The sequence below is a fragment of the Desulfogranum japonicum DSM 18378 genome (assembly GCF_000429945.1).
Lineage (GTDB): Bacteria > Desulfobacterota > Desulfobulbia > Desulfobulbales > Desulfobulbaceae > Desulfogranum > Desulfogranum japonicum.
The window spans coordinates 174,668-193,106 of the sequence record NZ_AUCV01000002.1 but is presented as its reverse complement, the minus strand read 5'-3'; the positions used below and the strand labels follow the sequence as shown (position 1 = coordinate 193,106).

The following is an 18,439-nucleotide window of genomic DNA, read 5'->3' as shown; positions in this document are numbered from 1 at the left end:
CCGTTGTAGTTGTAGCCTGATTTTTTATGCGAGAATATGATTTCTCCTGAAACTTCGAATTTTTACGCTATTTTTTATCTTCTGCTATCCGGTACGTTTTCAGGTTATGATATTTTATGAAGTTGCAGTAAACGCTCCCATTGCCAATACCTTAACATACAAATATTCCGGGCCTGCCATTGATATAGGGCATGCCGTGCTCGTTCCCCTTGGTCGGCGAAAGGTGACAGGCTATGTCCTTGATCGTATTGAAGAAGATGAGCAACAAGACAAAGGGTTTGTTGTAAAAGCTGTTGAAAGGGTGCTTTCTGGCGATCCTGTGTTTCCCCGTGAACTGATTCCGTTGTACCGCTGGCTTTCCTCTTACTACCATTACCCGATCGGGGAGGTTCTTTTTACGGCACTCCCTGCTGCGCCTTCCGCAAAAAGCGGTATTTATGCGAAATTAATACCAGGCTGTGAGGAAAAGCTTTCAACGTTTGCAGGTGTTGAAGAAACTTTTCCTGAAGTGGTTTTGCAGTTGCAACAGACACGGCACCTTTCCCATGGGATGATCACCCGATTACGGAAATCCTCCAATGGTCGTAAATTGCTCTCTCAACTCGAAAAAGAGCAGATTATCCAATTCGAGACGGAAATAATTACATCCAGGACCCAGGAAAAGTATCAAGTTGTTTATGGGCCAAGTGATTCCATTGCAGGACTCTTAAGCACTGACAGCTCCAATGAACATGGAGCACTGCAGAAATGGGTTGAACAGACAGGCCTTTCCCTGAAACCATCAGAGCTGAAAACGCTTGGTATTGTCAGTGAATTATACCGTTCATTGGGTACATGGGTGCCCAAAAGCGCTGTACAAAAACAATATAAACAAAGTGGTCGTTATTTAAAAAGCCTGGTGGAAAATAACTTGCTTGTCCAGGAAGAATCCCGTGTCTATCGAAACCCATTTGGAGAACCTGTTGATAGAAAAAATACGTGTACTCAACAGCATACTGAAGAACAACGGCGGGTTCTTGAGAAGATACTTCCTGCGATAGCTCAAGGTGAATTCGCACCTTTTCTTTTGCATGGTGTTACGGGCAGTGGCAAGACGGAGATTTATCTTCAGGCCGTTCAGGAAGCTCTCAAAGCAGGTAAAAGCGCTTTGGTACTAGTGCCGGAAATAGCTTTGGCTACTCAGATGGAGGAGCAGTTTTATACGACATTTGGGGATCAACTTTCACTCTTGCACAGCGGTTTGACTGCTGGGGAACGGTTGGATCAGTGGCATCATCTTCGCCAGGGAAGTGCCCGTGTCGCACTTGGAGCGCGCTCTGCTGTTTTTGCACCTCTTAGCGATGTAGGCATCATTGTGGTGGATGAGGAACATGAATCGGCCTACAAACAGGATGATGGATTACGATACCACGGCAGGGATGTCGCGGTGATGCGGGCAAAAATGGCGGGATGCCCTGTTATTCTGGGATCTGCAACGCCATCGATTAACAGTTATGCCAACACTACCAGTGGAAAATATACGTTGCTCTCCATGGAGAAAAGGGTGAGCAGTCGAGCCTTGCCAGAGGTGCAGATAGTCGATTTAAGCAAAGGAAAGAGAAACAGGCCAGACCTTTTCTTTTCAGATCAGCTTATTGAAGCTATGAATACAACGCTGGAAAGAAGAGAGCAGATACTGCTTTTTGTCAACAGGAGAGGATATTCCTCTTCTATGATTTGTCAGGATTGTGGAAGTATAGTGCAGTGTCGTCATTGCCAGGTTTCCATGACCAGGCATCGCGCAAAGCAGAAGCTATTATGCCATTATTGTGGATTTACCCTACCTGTGAATATACTTTGTCAATCCTGTCATTCCGAGCGGGTAATCGGGATAGGGCTTGGGTCAGAGCGAATAGAACAGGAAGCAGAGCAGCTTTTTCCCCATGCACGAATAGCACGGCTGGATAGTGATATCGCTTCCCATAGGAAAAAATATCTGGAAACGCTTTCTGCTGTCAGGCAGGGGCAGATCGATATTTTAGTAGGAACGCAGATGATAGCCAAAGGTTTACATTTCCCAGGCATTACTCTGGTGGGAGTCATTTGGGCAGATTCCGGTCTTGCCATGCCTGATTATAAGGCCTCTGAGCGAGTTTTTTCTCTTTTGTCGCAAGTTACAGGCAGGGCAGGGCGTGGCGACAAACCGGGGTCAGTAATTATTCAAACGCATCAGCCCCATCATTATGCAGTGACTTGCGCACAGGCTCACGATTATACAGGGTTGGTTGATAAAGAATTGCCGATACGCTCTCTCTTGAATTTTCCACCTTTTGGCAGACTTGTTAATATAAAATTCAGTGGCGAAAATGAGAAGCTGGTTGAAAAGGCAGCGAGAAAGGTGAATGTATTTTTTATGAAACATTTTACCGGGGGCCAGATAGAGCAACTTGGCCCGGCTCCTTCACCCTTGGCCAAGGTAAAAGATCAATATCGCTGGCAATTGCTGCTCAAAAGCAGTGATTATAGAATCCTGCATGCGATGGTGGACTCCTTGCAGGAACATCAAAGTTCTCTTAAGCTCGGAAATGTTAAGCTCTCCATTGACATCGACCCCGAAAATATGATGTAGAAAGGGCGTGTGCAAAACGCATGCTTTTGAAAAAAGAAGAGCGAAAGGACAGCGATATTTATTGTATTGGTACGGATGGCGCCTATGTCGGAGTAAGCTCATTTTTCCCATATTTGAGCTGTTTTCAGAAAATCAGAGCTCTCAATATCAATATATGACTGTGTCTGATTCCCTGAAAATACCTTAATTTAAGAAAAAATAACAATTCTCCGACAGGCTCCTAGAACTGGTAGGTAAAACCAGCACGAACTGAAATATTGTCCAATGGAAAACTGCCGTACCTTGTAAGGGTCCAGGTTCCATATTTGTATCTGTAAAAAGTTGCATCAGCTTCTACGGCAGTATATTGCAGGGAAAGATCCAGCGCCAAGTGGTCGGTAAACCGGTAGGCGCATCCTGCTCCCGTTGATACGCCCACCGCATTATCGACTTCCATGATCCTGGTTACTCCATTATCACCTACAGCCCAGTTGTCTGCCTCCTCAAAATCACCTGAGTAGAAACCTACACCCATAAAGATATAAGGTGTAAATTGGCTTGAATTGGGGTAGCGGCCTATGAGAGCTACCGTTGGACCAGCTAAGCTGACATCACCGTCTGTTTTGGTTACTGTTAAATCTGAAGGGGCGATGGTTTCAGCTTCAATGCTATCGTAGGCCAGCTCGATACCAAAGTAGTTGGTAAAATAATACCTGATAAAAAGCTTATCAGGAGTGTAGTCCTGTATTTCATCCAAAGCGTAAATCGTACCTAAAAAGGTATCATCATCTCCCGATTTCGAGTCTGTAAGCTTTGAGTATTTAACCCGAGTTCCTATTTCGAGTCTACCCTGGAGATAGCGGTCATACAAATCCGGTTCAGCAGGGGTAGTAGTGTTTCCAGTTTCCGTATCGGTGACTGCGCTTTTTTCAGTACACGATACCTCTTTAAGCAGGCTTATATCGCCTCTACTTGCCTCGTCGTGATTGCCGGCCATTGCTCCGGAAGCAAGTGTCATTACGATTGCGGAACAGTATAGTGCAATGGCTTCGAAGTTATTGTTATGTAACATTAAAGGAAAAAATGATTTTGATAAAAAAGGATATACAAGAAAAGGTCCCCCAGCAGGCAAAAAAGGAGGGAAAAACCTGCCAGGGGATTAAAGACATTAAGATGAAAAAAGGTTATATCACCAAGGACGTTACTCCTGGTTTTCAGGGGGTGTAGGTGGCATAGGTTTACCACCCTTTGCTTTGGGCATCATGCTACCCGGATCATGGTCAAACATCGGGAATGGAACACCATATTCCTGTGATTTAAGCCTTAATGTTTCGCGTAATTCAAAAAGCTCACCCGCGACTTTAGATGCCATTGCCGGGTCAGGAGTCTGGGCATGCATGATAGCCCTCATGGCTGCGCGTTTTTGCGCAAGAGCTTTTCGAGACTCTTTGGTCTCCTCCAGAAATTTAGCCATCTTTTCCTGCATCTCAGGCGCCATCTGCTGAGCCTGGCACGGCATCAGTGCGTTGCCAGGATAGCCTGGGGCAGCAATAGCCGCTTCAGAGATTGCAAATGCAAGGCCACTGGTGAGAATTGTTGTAAGCAGCAATTTTTTGGCCGTTGATTTTTTGTTCATAAACACATCTCCTGTTGTACTCTGTGTTGTGTTGCCTGTTGCGCTTATCGTAATGCGAAGAGTATGCCAAAATAGAAAAAAGTTCGCAATGTTATGAATTTTCATGGTTTTTTTTACATTCACTCTATTTTAGAGTGAATGCCCAAGCTGTAACTGTTTCTTTTTTCTACAGGCAACAACTATACTCTGTATAAAATCTACACACCAGTCTCTCTAGGTTAAGTTATCTTTATTTTGTTAGTGATATGCATAAGATATATATTGACTGTCTTTTATCATCGAAATATTAGGTGTATGTATGTGGTAGAATTTATCGCATGCTCGGAAGTCTACGCTTACCTAAGCTTGAGCAAAAATCCTCATTTATGGACAGGCACTATCAAAGAAAATGTATAGTTTTTAACTGGTAGCCAGGATATGGGGGCCTCTAGGATCGCGGAAAATAATAAATATTCAAGAATTACGTAGGATATCGCCTTGATAACGCCGTAGCTTCAAAGGCTTCATACTGGGCGTATTTGAGCCATTGACGCTACGACGTTACCGAGTTGAGGGACAAGCAAGATTGGATAATGTATTTTTTCCGTGACCCTTGACATGACTGTGGAGGCAAATCCGTTAGCTATGGGGTGAAAAGGAAAAGCTTTTGCTATGGATGTTGTATGAAAAATAAAATCAGTACCATTATTCGTTCACGTTTTCTTTATGCTTCTCCCTGGTTGCTTGCTGCAGCTGCCGGTCTGCTGATTATTATCGTTGTTACTTTCGCTTTTCATAATCTGAGACTTGAAAAAAGGCTGATGACCAACGCCATGTTGCAAAAAACCATCACCTTAATGCGCGTTGTTCATTCGGCATCCCGTGCTTCCCTTATAGCGGATTTGCGTAAAGGGTATTGGCAAAGTGAACCCTGGTCGAGTCATGTGCAACGTGTAATAGATCATCTCATAGAGGATAACGATGTATTGGAGTTGGCAATCATAGATGAACAAGGAAAAGTACTGGCCCATAGCGATACCGATAAAGTCGGCTCTGAAATACCGGTACGGCCATTTATCGAAAAGGAAAATGAAGTTACCCTTATCAATGAACTTTCCTATGCCATAGACGACACTCCGCAGGGGAATCGCATGTTTCGTGCTATACGGCCTTTTCCAGCCATTGTTCCCATGTTGCCAAAAGGAATGAACAGACCAAACCTTCCTCGCTTTAATCGCTTTTTTATGGGGGAGAGGGGGGCATCACCTCCTTTGATAACTCCATTGCCCGATCCCCTAGATATACATAAACGCTATTTTATTCTCGTTGGTCTCGATATGGCTGCTTTTGATCAGACCATAAGACGTCTACGTGTACAGTTAATCATGCTTTCCGCTGCCATGCTGCTCGTAGGCATTGCCGGCTGGCTTTCCATTTCAATTATCCATGGTTATCGAATATCTCAACGGACCCTGGATAAGATTCAGGCTTTTACCTCATTATTGGTTGCCAAACTACCCGTAGGTATTATTGCCACAGATCAACAGGGCAGAGTGGCTACTTGGAATCAGGTGGTCGCAGAGATAACAGGGCTGCAACCTTCTGAAGCAATAAACAGATATCCGAAAGATATCTTGCCCGAAGAAATAGCCTTATTTTTCAGGCATAGAGATGAAATACGTGAGAAAGAGCATAAGGAGCGGGAACTTGCAGTGCATTTTCAGGGGAATGATTTTGTCCTTTTTTGCCGTTCTATCAGTATCCTTGACAGCGAACAACGTTATATGGGAGAGGTATTACTTCTTTCTGATGTCTCTGAAATGAAACTTCTTGAGCAGAAAATGCGAGAAAATGAACGTTTGGCCGCAATAGGGAAAATGGCGGGAGGGGTGGCGCATGAAGTCCGTAATCCATTGAGTTCTATAAAGGGGTTGGCTCTCTTGCTCAAAAATAAATTTTCACCTGGTAGTAAAGAGCAGGATACAGCTGATCTGCTGATTCAGGAAACTGAGAGGATGAATCGCACCATAACTGAGATGCTCAGCCTGACTCGGCCAATGACCCTGCACAGAGAAGTGTTGTATATTGGCCCGTTATTGACAAAATCGCTTGATTTTCTACGGACGGAGTGCTTGAGCAGGGGGGTACACGTCAAGTTGGAAGTTGAAGAAAATCTGCCAGCGGTACTTGGAGACCGAGACAGGCTCAATCAGGTGTTTATGAATATCTTTTTAAATAGTTTGCAGGCAATGGAAGATGGCGGACAACTGAACGTTTCAGCCTTCTTTACTTTTCGCGCAGTTCCTAAACTTGTTATCTCCATCCAGGATACAGGTGAAGGTATGGACAAAGAAACCCTGGATCAGGTGTTTTATCCCTATTTCACCACGAAGAAGCATGGTACCGGAATAGGATTGGCAATTACGCAGAAAATTATGGCTGACCACAATGGTGATATTACAATTGAAAGTCAGCAGGGAAAGGGGACTCTTGTGAACCTTATACTCCCCGTTTCAGGAAGAAAAGGGGAGCTTGGTGATCAGTAGTGTTATATTGATAATGAAAAAGAGGATGGAGCTGGCGGAAAGAGTAGGTGCACTGTGAGCAACTACAGCAAATTAAGGGGTACCATCGCCACACCTGCAATCTGTAGTATGAGTCTTGCTAAAATTTTTTTCCAGAAAAACGCAATCAGCCGGACACAGGTCAAACTTTATTTCTGCCTGCTGTAAAAGGGCTACTCTGGTGATTTCAGGATGTAGCTCCTGCATTTCGCTGATCCAGCATAACACTTTTTTCATTTTTTCACCGTGTGAATAGAGTCCGCTGCCATCACCCATGTTATTACTCCTCAATGCTGTAACGGTCATAATAAGGGGCATAAAGAGAATATTTCTCTAGAAGTCTGTCGGAAAAGCTCTCTTTCCTCTTGTTTGTGCTATTTTTTGAAAATAAATGCTTGCAATATCGACTGTATGGCTGTGCTTTGTTTCCTGAAAATGCCTTAATCTGAGAAAATATAGCAATTCTTCAACAGACTCCTGGGATAATTTTTCTCGCTGCGCCCCGAGCTATATGTGATACCAGTCTCTTACCACAGGAAATTTGTGGGAACAATACTGTTGTCCGGGTATCATGAGTCTTTGTTTTTACAGTAAGAGGCACCTCCCATGCTTTAGTGGGGGAAACGGCTTCCACTTGACTCGAGCATTTTAATGGTGCTACAGTGAGTTAAAGGACAACTTCAACAGGATTCAAATGTATGGAAAGTCTTGCCGGTAACTTTTTGATTTCAACGCCGCAAATGCCCGATCCCAGGTTCAGTGAGCAGGTCATATACATGTGTGCCCATAATGAAGAAGGGGCTATGGGGGTAGTTGTTAATAATCCCAATTACGAGATCACCCTGTTTGATATTTTCCACGGGATAAATCTTCCGATACCGGAAGGACCACTTCCACCTGTATACATAGGTGGGCCTGTTGAACTTGATGCAGGGTTTATACTGTACCACGCTGCAGTCCATGAACGGTATTCATTAGAAATAACCCCTACTATTTCGCTCTCACGCGATACTCGGCTGCTTGAAGATATCAGTAGAGGGCAGGGGCCGGAAAATTATCTTTTTTTGCTGGGATATGCCGGCTGGGGACCTGGCCAGCTGGAATCAGAACTCATCGACAATAGCTGGTTGACAGTTCCGGCTGATTATGATGTATTGTTTCACACTCCAGATGATCAGAAGTGGAAGAAAGCTGCACAAACTTTTGGAATAGACATCTCCTCATTTGGTGATATGATAGGATATGCCTGACACTGTGGGGAAATAGTTCACGACGAGCGCTGATTCCGATCGAGTCAGCGCTTTTTTTTGTGTTCATTATCAAAGATATTAGATCATTTTCTTAATAAACACTTTGCGAGCGCCCGGCGTAAAAGGGTGGTCGCTTCTACCTTTATAACAGCAAGAATGGATACTCAAGAAGTGGATAGTTCATCTATTTTTACATGCACACGATGTGGGTTCTGTTGCCATGGCGAAACCACAGTTTCACTTTCCTCGTACGACCAAAAACGTATGGCGGCAGCCCTTGGGCTTTCTGAAGAAGAGGCCAGGGAGAGATATTGGCGGGTAACCGGCAATGTGGTTCAAATGAAAGTTGTGGAAGGGCATTGTATTTTCTACGATGATGTTCTGCAGGGTTGCAGCGTTCACGAAGGTCGTCCTGAACGCTGTCGCGAATGGCCGCTTCACCCCAGCATGCTTCATGATCACAATAATTATCTGACTATTACCGAGTCATGTCCAGGCCTTAACAAAGAAATCAGTTACGAAGAATTTTGTAAAAAACTGGAACTTATTCTGCAAAAGAAGGCCACTGCTGAAGGATGAAGATAATTATTCCTTTTCTGGGGAAAACCAAAGAGAAATTTCTTCAAACCGGTATTGACGAATACCTGAAACGGTTGCGTCATTACAGCCCGGTGACAGTGCCTGTAATACGGACAGTAAAAGATCGGCAAGCAAGTGAAGATAAGGTAAAGCAGATTGAAGCTGGTCTCCTTCTGGAAAGAATACCTGCCAGTGGAAGCACAGCTGTGGTTGCACTTGATCCTCTGGGTGCAACCATAGATTCTCCAGCCCTGGCTGCCTTGCTACAGCAATGGCAAAATCAGGGAACAGGAACGGTTACCTGGCTCATCGGAGGGCATTTAGGATTACATAGCTCGGTTCTACAACAGAGTGATAAGGTTATTTCTCTTTCTGCTTTAACATTTACCCATGAGATGACAAGATTGATACTGCTCGAGCAACTCTATCGTGCCTATACCATATTGGGTGGTCATAAATATCATAAATAACCTGAATATGAGCAGGACTTGTTGTGTTATTTGGTATGACAAATTCGCTGTATTGAAAAGGCCATTTAAGTTGTTGACAAGTTTTTTTTTGATGTATTAATAGCAGGCAGTAGCTGACTTCGGCAAACGGTCTGTTGCATTATACAACACGTTTGCGTCATGGAACCTTTTTAACACGTATAGTGTCAAAGGAAGAATGGGCCGCCCGTTGATAGCGATTTTGATCACTCTGTATTATTTCATTTAGTTACGTCGTAGCTCCTACTCATTGAGTATGCATGTTTTTTATGTACCAATGCTGAGAGCTTCAAAAAAGAATTTTGCCTGTGAAAACAGTGGATACTACACAACATTATCGATTTGAGACCCTCCCGCTACCTTTGCATCAGCTTTGTCGTTTTGGCGAAAAACTGGCTGTGTACATAAAATCAGGCGATGTTTTGCTTCTGCATGGTGAATTGGGCACAGGTAAGACCACTTTGGTGCAGTGCATGGCCCTTGGCCTCGGCATAAGCGATGATCAGTATGTTTCCAGCCCTTCATATGCGTTGATGCATGAATATGAAGGTGTAAATATGTCTATATACCATATGGACCTCTATCGTCTGAACGATGCAGATGATGTGGAGGCTGCTGGTTTGCTTGATTATTTCAATGAAAAAGGTGCTTGTATTATTGAGTGGCCCGACCGGCTTGGGAGGGCGTGTCCTGAGAATCACCTCAATGTGACCCTGGTCGAAGCTGAACCAGCAAACAGAAAAATATATTTGCAGCCCCACGGGCCTGACTGGATAGAAAGAATTCCGCAACTCAGAAAACTCTGCGCCGAGTTTCAAAATTTGTGATCTTTCTCCTGCTCAATGTGCAAAACACTTGCCCTCCTGGGACGGTAAGTGTATGAATTGCTCCACACGTAGGATCGAGACTGATTCCTAAAAACGTGAGGAGACTATTTTGCCTTGATAAGTTTGCTCTTGGACGCATATCCTTCTCTCTGTCTTAATCAAATCAAATAACCGTTAGTGTTTCATTACAGTTCTACAATGCAAAAGAAAAGTATTCGTCTGCAATCGTGCCGAAAGCAATATACCCATGATCAAGATAAGTTCTGCTCGCCAGAGCAGACAGTTACACGTTTCAAGGAACGTCTTAAAGAGACCGGACTTGATATTCTCAAAGAAGTAAAACGTATTGACACAGGCCGTCTTGATATTCCCGTATATTTCAGTGTTTGTGGGGAGGAAGCCTCTGCTGTAATTGGCAACAAAAAACAGATGGGTAAAGGATCAACTCCTGAACAATCCCAGGCCAGTGCCTGCATGGAACTTGCAGAACGCTATAGTTTTTTCAGCTTTATCAGGAATGATGATAATTTTCTAGTTGGAGACTATGCTGAGATGATCAGCATGGGATATCCAGTGCTTGATCAGAAAATACTCCTGGCATCGGTGCATGACCACAGTCTTACTCCTGAGGTTTTTGACCGGCTTCTCCATGGGCTGCCAATGCAATGGACCTGGGCTACAAGATTGTCTGATAATGCGTCTGTGCTGATCCCTTTCAGTTGGTTTTATGCCATCAATGAATTTAACGGGCCTTCTGCAGGCAATACTTTTGAAGAAGCTGTTCTTCAGGGAGTTTCTGAACTTATTGAGCGCCACGTTTGTGCTCTTGTGAGCCGGGATAAATTAGCAACTCCTGCCATTGATCAAAATAGTATCCAGGAACCTGTAGCCAGGGAACTGATTCAAAAATTCAGATCACAGGGCATTGAACTCTACCTTAATGATTTTACCCTGGATACAGGAATCCCAACCGTTGCCGCACTGGCATGGGATCCCAAGACGTTTCCAGATAAAAGCGAAATCGTCTATACTGCAGGAACCACCCCAGATCCCAATAAAGCACTTATTCGTGCCTTGACTGAGGTTGCGCAATTGGCCGGAGATTTTGAAACCGGTTCCAATTATGTGGCCAGTGGACTTCCAAAGCCACTTTCACTGGATGAAGTTGAACATGTGGTTCATCCGGATAAAACAACGACAGTGGAAGAAATGGTTTGTCTTGCAGATGATGACATGTTTGTTGAAATTCAGCAGTATCTACAGGCTGTACGTAAAATGGGATCGGATATATACCTGATCAATACCATGCATCCGCTGCTGCAGATCCCGGCGATTTATACCATTATTCCCGGAGCACATTTCAGGGAACGTGCAATGGGTGGAAGTGCATCGTTATTTGCCGCCAAGCTCGCCACTCAACTTCTTGAGGGAAGTATTCTTGAGGATAAACTCAAAGATATGCAAAACTACATTAAAGATAGCTACTATCTAGCTTTCTATAGGGGGAAATTTGCGTATGAACAGGGCGATTGCAGCCTGGCCCTTGATTTGTTCACCCAATCCCTTGCCCTGTCTCCGAATCAAGAAGATATTCCATACATCTATTCATATCTTGGCTGCTGCCAGCGAGATTTGGAACAATTTGATCTGGCCATAGAAAACATACAGCAGGGTCTTAGTTATGACGAAGAACGGCCTGATATGCATAATATTCTAGGCGTGTGCTATTTCAAAACCGATCAATATGAGAAAGCTGTGCAACATTTTCGCAGGGCCGTTGTTTTAAATCCTGTCTCAGCCATAGATCATGCCAATCTTGCATTGAACCTTGAAAAAACAGGGCAGTTGGAAGAAGCAATTGAAGAATATCAGGTAGCTCTCGGCCTGGACCCACACATTGCATTTGCACTTGAGCGCCTTGAGACATTACTCATGAACAGAGCTGAAAGAGGGGAGGCATGAAGGCGTTTCCTGCAAATCCCAAGCGGATACTCATTCGCTCCACCAATTGGATAGGTGATGCGGTAATGACCACTCCTGCCGTTCGTAGCATTCGTGAGAACTTCCCAGAGAGTGAAATAAGTATGCTTGTCCTTCCCTGGGTTGCGGATGTGTTTAAATATAGCCCCAGGATTGATAACCTGTTGTATTATGACCGGAATGGACGACACAATGGACTAAAGGGTAAATGGAAGCTTGGAAGGGAGTTAGCCAGGGAGCAGTTTGATTGCGCTATTCTTTTGCAAAATGCTTTTGAAGCAGCTTTGATAAGCTGTATTGCAGGAATCCCTGTTCGCGGAGGCTATACAACAGATGCCCGTGGACTTTTACTTTCCCATGGTGTAAAAAAGGCGCCTGATATCGGCTTGAAGCACCAGGTGCACTATTATCAGGAAATGGTGCAAGGGCTGGGGTTGAAGCCATCTGAAAATAAGCTGGAAATGTTTGTACCTGAAGAAATTCAGCAGAAAGCCAGGCAGCGTTTACTGCAGCTGACTACTGCACAAGCTCAGCGTCCCCTTATAGGGTTTAACCCGGGAGCCGCATACGGTCCCGCAAAACGGTGGCCCGCGAAACAGTTTGCCGACCTTGCCAGACGTATCTGTATGGAAATGGATGCGGATATTGCAGTTTTCGGAACTGAAGCAGATCAGGCTACAGCCTCTTTGATTGGAGACTCTGTACCTGAGCCAGATCGTATTCTGGATTTTACCGGAAAAACGCAATTGATAGAAGCCATTGCACTCATACAATGCTGTTCCGCTTTTGTGACCAATGATTCCGGTCTCATGCATGTAGCTGCAGCTCTGGATACGCCTCTGGTTGCTATATTTGGTTCTACAGACCATATTGCCACAGGTCCTTTTTCAGAACGTGCAAAGATTATTCGCAAAGATCTTCCCTGCAGTCCCTGTAAAAAAACAGACTGCCCCAAACAACACCTGAATTGCTTGAGATCCATTTCTTCAGAAGAGGTGCTGGTAGCTATACAAGAACTTCTTCATTGATCACAGGAGCAGAGGCCTTATGAAAAAGAGTGAGCAAAAACCGGCTGTTTTCCTTGATAGAGATGGAACCATCAATGAGCAAATGGGATATATTAACCATATCAGCCGTTTTATACTTTTACCTGACGTGGCCAAAGCCATCGCCTTATTGAATCAGGAAGAAATACCGGTCATCATCGTCACCAATCAGTCAGGCCTTGCAAGAGGATACTTTCCAGCTACACTGCTCGATGAGGTTCATGCAAAGATGGCTGTTGAACTGGCAGAACAGGGTGCTCATGTTGATGGTATTTATATCTGTCCGCACCACCCGGAGGCCAAGGAACGACAATACAGGGAAGACTGTAACTGCAGAAAGCCTAAACCCGGATTGCTGGAACAGGCTGCTGAAGATTTCAACATAGATTTGAAACGCTCTTTTGTAGTGGGAGATCGATGGTCAGATATTCGGTGCGGAGCAGCAGTGGGGGCAGCCCCAATATTAGTGCTCACAGGATACGGAAAGGGAGATGCCCAATATATCGGGCCGGGACAGAGCATACAGCCAGACTATATTGCTGAGAATCTTTTGGCAGCAGTACGATGGATTATAGCGTCACTGAAACAGAGCGTATAAAAGCTGAGTCCCTCGGGTAAAAAGGTATTTCTGGACAGGCACTAGCTTGAAATCTCTCCAGTAAACGGCCAGTAAAATGGAATAATCGCCATCAGCAGGACCAATATTCCCAGCGTCAGGGGAACGCCAATTTTTACGTAATCCATGAATTTATATCCCCCGGGGCCCATGACCAGTACATTGGCAGGATGAGAAATTGGTGATGTAAAACTGGAAGACGCGGCCATGGCGATTCCCATCATGAAGGGATAGGGAGACATTCCGAGGCTCACAGAAATTTTAAGCGCAATCGGGACCATAAGAACCACTAATGCTGCAGTGGGGATTATACTGGTTGCCAGGAATGTGATACTGAGTATTCCCAGGAGCACACCATACGGGCCAAATGATCCAAATACGGTAATTACCTTTTCCGCAGCCAAGGCGGCGGCTCCCGATTTATCAAGTGCCGTTCCAAGCGGCAGCATTCCCGCAATCAGAAACACAGCCTTCCACTCAATATAACGGTAGGCTTCTTCCATGGTCAGGCACTTCGTCAGGACCATGAATGCAGCTCCTACAACTACGGCAATATAGATTGGCACCCAACCAAATATAACCGGAAGCAGTACAAACGTCATAATAGCAAGTGCAGTTGACGCTTTTTCTTCCCGGGCTATTTCCTGCATTTTTTCGGTTAAAATGACAAAGTCAGGGTTTTGGGAAAGGGCGTGCAATTTTTTCCATTCTCCAAAAACTAACATGGCGTCGCCAAGCTGCAGTTGGAAATCTCGTAACCCTGAGCGGGTAATTTTTCCTTTTCTTAATACGGCCAGGACTGTCAGTCCGAATTTTTCACGGAAGCTGATTTGTTGTAATGACTGGCCTGCGAGAGTTGAATGGGGAGAAAGGATTACTTCCACAAAGCCTACCTTGTCACTCTGCAGAAGGGAAAAATCATCTATCGTTGACTGATTATGCTCGAAAACCGCTTCAAGTCCCTGCAGGAGAACAGCTCCAACCAGATCGCACATTCCAGAAACCAGCAGTCTGTCGCCTGGTTCAAACATTACATCTGAAGCCGGTATAACTGCGCTGTTGTCTTCTCTGACAATGGCGAGAATCTGTATATCCAGGGCGTCACCCAGACAACTATCGGAAATCGTCATACCAAGCAGGCGTGAAGTGTCCGGGACACTGAACAAACGAATGTTGTTATCGTGTTCGTATTTTTGCTCTACAATATCTTTTTCGAGAATAACGGGAGATGCCACACCTTCTCTGTTGTGCAGCTTGTTAATGTTGTCTATTGGTCCATGTAGGACCAGTATGTCTCCGGCAACAATTTCCTCTGCTTTGATACGGATGTTGACTTTACGGTCAAAACGCAAAATTTCCAGTACGTTTACTCCATACCGATTGCGAAAGTTCAGGGTGGAAATCGTTTTGCCAACCCATGGATTGTTTTCTGTAATCTGTACCTCTGCCACTTGCATGTCAAAACATTGCAGCATGTTTGTCTGCAGAGAAATATCCTCTGATAACAGTTGTCCCCAGTTGTTCATTTCCTGAATTCGATCCAGGCGTCCCTCAACAATCAGTTCATCATTACCTTTAATTTTCTCAAATGGATCAGGTGCAAGGAAAGTCTGGCGATCACGGCTGATGCCAATGACATTCAAACCAAATCCAGAACCGAGATGACTTGAAGCCAGTGTATGGCCAACCAGAGCTGATTTTTTTGGGATATAGATTTTGAATAGTCGCTCCTGAATCCGATATTGTTGTATGATGAGATTTTCCTCGTTTTTATCTGAATCGAGAAGTGTCTGCTGTGGTAAAAAATGTCTTCCTATGAAGGTGACAAACAACATGCCGAAAATCATTACAAGTATTCCCACCGGGGTGAAATCGAAAAGTCCGAATGGCACAAGACCATTGGCACGTAATGCTTCACTGACCAGAATGTTGGGAGGAGTACCTATCATGGTTGTGACGCCACCAAGCAGTGATCCATAGGCCAGCGGCATCAACAGGATGGAAGGAGACTTACCTGTTTTCCTGGATATATCCATAACAACCGGCAGCATAAGAGCAGCTACCGCAACATTATTCATAAAGGCGGACAGGATGCCGGAAAGTAGCATTATAGAAATGATAAGTCGTGAAATGCCTGTACCGACCACCTTCAAAAGATTTCGTCCGAGAATATTGGCAATACCGGTACGGGTGAGTCCTCCGCTGAGAATAAAGACAGCCCAGATAGTTACAACTGCTGGGTTACTGAATCCTGCCAAAGCCTCTGTGGGATTTACCAGGCCGGTAATAGCCAATGTTCCCAGAACCAGAAGGGCCAGCACTTCAAGGGGCATAACCTCGGTGATAAGTACAATGATTACTATCATCAATATGATGAGAACAAGTAGTATTTCCAGGCTCATTGAGATTTTTTGTCAGAATTTGACAGGGTGGGTTGCAGCATTGTCTGAATTTTCATGGCAAGTTCGCCCTTGCTGAAAGGCTTTTGAATGAAATGAATTCCTTCATGCAGAACCCCTTGATTGGCGATTATATCCGCAGTATATCCGGACATGTATAATGTTTTGATGTGCCTGTGGCTTTGGAGAATTTTTTCAGCAAGTTCCCTGCCGTTCATATGCGGCATTATAACATCTGTTATAAGGAGATCAAAGTCGTTGTAGACTGATGCAAGAGAGAGAGCCTGCTCTGGAGAATTTGCTATTATGGGTACGTAATTCAATTTCTTCAGCATGTTTTCCACCACACCGGTTATTGCCTGCTCATCTTCGACCAGTAGAATTTTTTCTCCCCTGCCCAAAGGTATGGCCAACTCAAGTGAAGCTTCTGATTCAGGCCAGTCATCCTGCCGTTCAAATCTTGGGATGTACACTTTGAACACGGTGCCTTTGCCAAGTTCACTGTATACATGAACGAACCCCTGGTTTTGTTTGACTATTCCGTATACTGTGGCAAGGCCAAGGCCTGTTCCCTGTTCTCCTTTTGTGGAAAAGAACGGTTCAAAAAGCTTGCTCTTCACTACTGAATCCATTCCGCAGCCCGTATCACTCACTGTCAGCATGATATAATGCCCTTTGTTAAGGGTAAAAGTGCCATATTTTATTATGCTGTCAATGCGGACATTTTTGGTCGCAATGGTAATCGTACCTATATCTTGAATAGCATCGCGGGCATTGATACAAAGATTGGCGAGGATCTGGTCAATCTGGGAAGGATCCATCTTGATGGACCAGACATCTTGCTCCGGTATCCATGCGAGAGTTATGTTTTCTCCAATGAGACGCTGAAGCATTTTGGTCATGCCTGAGATCACCTTATTAATGTCCAATATTTCCGGTGAAATAGTCTGTTTCCTGGCAAAGGCAAGGAGTTGTCGGGTAATTTCCATGGAACGTAGAGCTGCAGCGTGAATTTCTTTTATATTATCATGCACTTCATGATCCTCTGGGAGATCATCAAGGGATAACTCACTGTAACCGATGATTACACTCAGCATATTGTTGTAATCATGGGCGATTCCTCCGGCCAGTCTGCCAATGGATTCCAATTTTTGAGACTGCCGTAACTGCTGTTCCAGGAGATTTTTTTCAGTGATATTCATTCCCAGACCACGAAAACCAAGGAAATCTCCTTGGTGATATATGGCCCGGGCATCCACTTCTATGAGCACAGTGTTACCGCTCTTATGTTTAAAGGAAAACGTACCTTGAAAGGATTCAGCACGGGAGAAATACTCGTGAGCCCTCTGTGTATGAGGATCATCGGTGTGTATAATCAGATCTGTAATAGGGACATTTACAAGTTCTTCAGGACTGTAGCCAAGTATTGACTCTGCTGCTGCGTTGGTAAAAGTAATCCGGTGCTCTGTATCAGTTTCCCAGAGAAGATCGTTGAGATTTTCAACCAGGTTACGGTGGCGTTTCTCTGAAGATGTCAGCTGGCTCAGACTTTCTTCTAGGCGTGCGGCCATTGCAATCATGGTGCTGGACAGATCCCCGATTTCATCTTTGGGAAGAGGACCAAGTTCCAGCTGATAGTTGCCACTTTCAATGGACTGGATTGCTTTTTTCTGTATACCGAGAAAGGTGGCAATATAGCGGGAAGCAACCAACCAGCAAAATAGGTTGAGACAAATGGCTCCACCTACTGTAATCAGGATAAGAATCCGGGAATACCGCTTGGTCTGATCAAGACCGTCGAGGATTTCATCGGCTATTTCATTGGCTGTAGTAAACACATACTGGGTCGTTTCTGAAAGAAAGGCTTCTCTATCCTGTATCTCCAGATGTCTTACATAATCTTCCTCCAGAATATCAAAAAGTTGATAGGACAGGGTGGCAACCTGTGAATCGTTAATTTCTTCGAGTATGTCAGGAAGGAATTCCTTACCGTCCTTTATGGCGGTGATGTCATTTTCGTGGTGTACTCGAATCAGCAGATTGCGAAAAGTAAATATTAGATGAGATATGAGCAGTGGCAATTTATTATTCGTCGAATCAGTCGATGTATAGGCGGATTGCGCACTGATCTGTTGAATATTGCGTAGGTAAGATGCGCTTTTTTGGGGTATTGCCGCATCTTGCTGATACAGTTCAAAGAGCTCAATGTAAGAATTTGAAAAAACTTCAAACAATTCGGAGAAGCCATTCAGTTTGTTTGCCGTTTCCCTGTTCAGCTCAAGGGGCAGATCTACCAGTTTCTCCGCCATTTGCTTTGTTATGCTGATTTCCTGAAGGAATGTTTCTTTCTGTAGGCTGGCTTGGTGATTTATGAGTTTTTTTTGCCATGTCTCTAAAGACTTGAGTTGGATTTGAAAAGATTTGAACTCACGGATATGTCTGTTGTCTTTTTCAATTTGTGTAAGGCTGTTGAAGACAATAAAACCAA

The 18,439-nt window shown here is 44.4% G+C and carries 14 protein-coding genes; 9 read left to right on the top strand and 5 right to left on the bottom strand.

Features of this window, described 5'->3' with window-relative positions:
* Positions 1–106 precede the first annotated feature (106 nt).
* Positions 107–2,608: a replication restart helicase PriA gene (priA, locus tag G493_RS0102845; protein ID WP_028579154.1), complete on the top strand. Its 2,502-nt coding sequence runs from the start codon at positions 107–109 to the stop codon at positions 2,606–2,608.
* Positions 2,609–2,828: 220 nt separating this feature from the next.
* On the opposite strand, the gene G493_RS0102835 is transcribed toward priA, so the two are convergent.
* Entirely contained in the window at positions 2,829–3,605 is a 777-nt protein-coding gene (locus G493_RS0102835) for an OmpW family outer membrane protein (protein WP_028579153.1), read from the bottom strand.
* A 183-nt stretch (positions 3,606–3,788) separates the two neighbouring features.
* Positions 3,789–4,223: a hypothetical protein gene (locus G493_RS0102825; RefSeq protein WP_028579152.1), complete on the bottom strand. Its 435-nt coding sequence runs from the start codon at positions 4,221–4,223 to the stop codon at positions 3,789–3,791.
* A gap of 662 nt (positions 4,224–4,885) precedes the next feature.
* On the opposite strand from G493_RS0102825, the gene G493_RS0102820 reads away from it, so the two are divergent.
* Positions 4,886–6,748 (top strand): two-component system sensor histidine kinase NtrB, encoded by a 1,863-nt coding sequence (locus G493_RS0102820; RefSeq protein WP_028579151.1) that lies wholly within the window; start codon positions 4,886–4,888, stop codon positions 6,746–6,748.
* 72 nt (positions 6,749–6,820) lie between these two features.
* Here the strand turns inward: G493_RS0102820 and G493_RS27535 are convergent, their stop codons facing one another.
* On the bottom strand, positions 6,821–7,042 hold the full coding sequence (locus tag G493_RS27535) for a hypothetical protein (protein WP_035273293.1): 222 nt from the start codon (positions 7,040–7,042) through the stop codon (positions 6,821–6,823).
* Between the two features lie 422 nt (positions 7,043–7,464).
* Here G493_RS27535 and G493_RS0102810 point away from each other — a divergent pair, with 422 nt between their 5' ends.
* The 7 genes from G493_RS0102810 (at position 7,465) to gmhB (ending at position 13,534) form a co-directional block, all read left to right on the top strand.
* On the top strand, positions 7,465–8,016 hold the full coding sequence (locus tag G493_RS0102810) for a YqgE/AlgH family protein (RefSeq protein ID WP_028579150.1): 552 nt from the start codon (positions 7,465–7,467) through the stop codon (positions 8,014–8,016).
* A 156-nt stretch (positions 8,017–8,172) separates the two neighbouring features.
* Entirely contained in the window at positions 8,173–8,595 is a 423-nt protein-coding gene (locus tag G493_RS0102805) for a YkgJ family cysteine cluster protein (RefSeq protein ID WP_028579149.1), read from the top strand.
* Positions 8,592–9,065: a 23S rRNA (pseudouridine(1915)-N(3))-methyltransferase RlmH gene (locus G493_RS0102800; protein WP_028579148.1), complete on the top strand. Its 474-nt coding sequence runs from the start codon at positions 8,592–8,594 to the stop codon at positions 9,063–9,065. Before G493_RS0102805 ends, G493_RS0102800 begins: the two co-directional genes overlap by 4 nt.
* A gap of 335 nt (positions 9,066–9,400) precedes the next feature.
* Positions 9,401–9,910: a tRNA (adenosine(37)-N6)-threonylcarbamoyltransferase complex ATPase subunit type 1 TsaE gene (gene tsaE / locus G493_RS0102795; RefSeq protein ID WP_161629783.1), complete on the top strand. Its 510-nt coding sequence runs from the start codon at positions 9,401–9,403 to the stop codon at positions 9,908–9,910.
* A gap of 198 nt (positions 9,911–10,108) precedes the next feature.
* Positions 10,109–11,872, top strand: coding sequence for a YcaO-like family protein (locus G493_RS0102790; RefSeq protein ID WP_028579146.1), 1,764 nt, complete (start codon positions 10,109–10,111; stop codon positions 11,870–11,872).
* A complete protein-coding gene (gene waaF / locus G493_RS0102785) occupies positions 11,869–12,918 on the top strand; it encodes a lipopolysaccharide heptosyltransferase II (RefSeq protein ID WP_028579145.1) in 1,050 nt (349 codons plus the stop codon). Before G493_RS0102790 ends, waaF begins: the two co-directional genes overlap by 4 nt.
* A gap of 19 nt (positions 12,919–12,937) precedes the next feature.
* Complete coding sequence (gene gmhB, locus G493_RS0102780) at positions 12,938–13,534, top strand: D-glycero-beta-D-manno-heptose 1,7-bisphosphate 7-phosphatase (RefSeq protein ID WP_028579144.1); 597 nt, start codon at positions 12,938–12,940, stop codon at positions 13,532–13,534.
* Between the two features lie 41 nt (positions 13,535–13,575).
* Here gmhB and G493_RS0102775 read toward each other — a convergent pair whose 3' ends face one another.
* A complete protein-coding gene (locus G493_RS0102775; RefSeq protein ID WP_028579143.1) occupies positions 13,576–15,954 on the bottom strand; it encodes an SLC13 family permease in 2,379 nt (792 codons plus the stop codon).
* Positions 15,951–18,260 (bottom strand): hybrid sensor histidine kinase/response regulator, encoded by a 2,310-nt coding sequence (locus tag G493_RS31710; protein ID WP_161629782.1) that lies wholly within the window; start codon positions 18,258–18,260, stop codon positions 15,951–15,953. Before G493_RS31710 ends, G493_RS0102775 begins: the two co-directional genes overlap by 4 nt.
* Positions 18,261–18,439 lie beyond the last annotated feature (179 nt).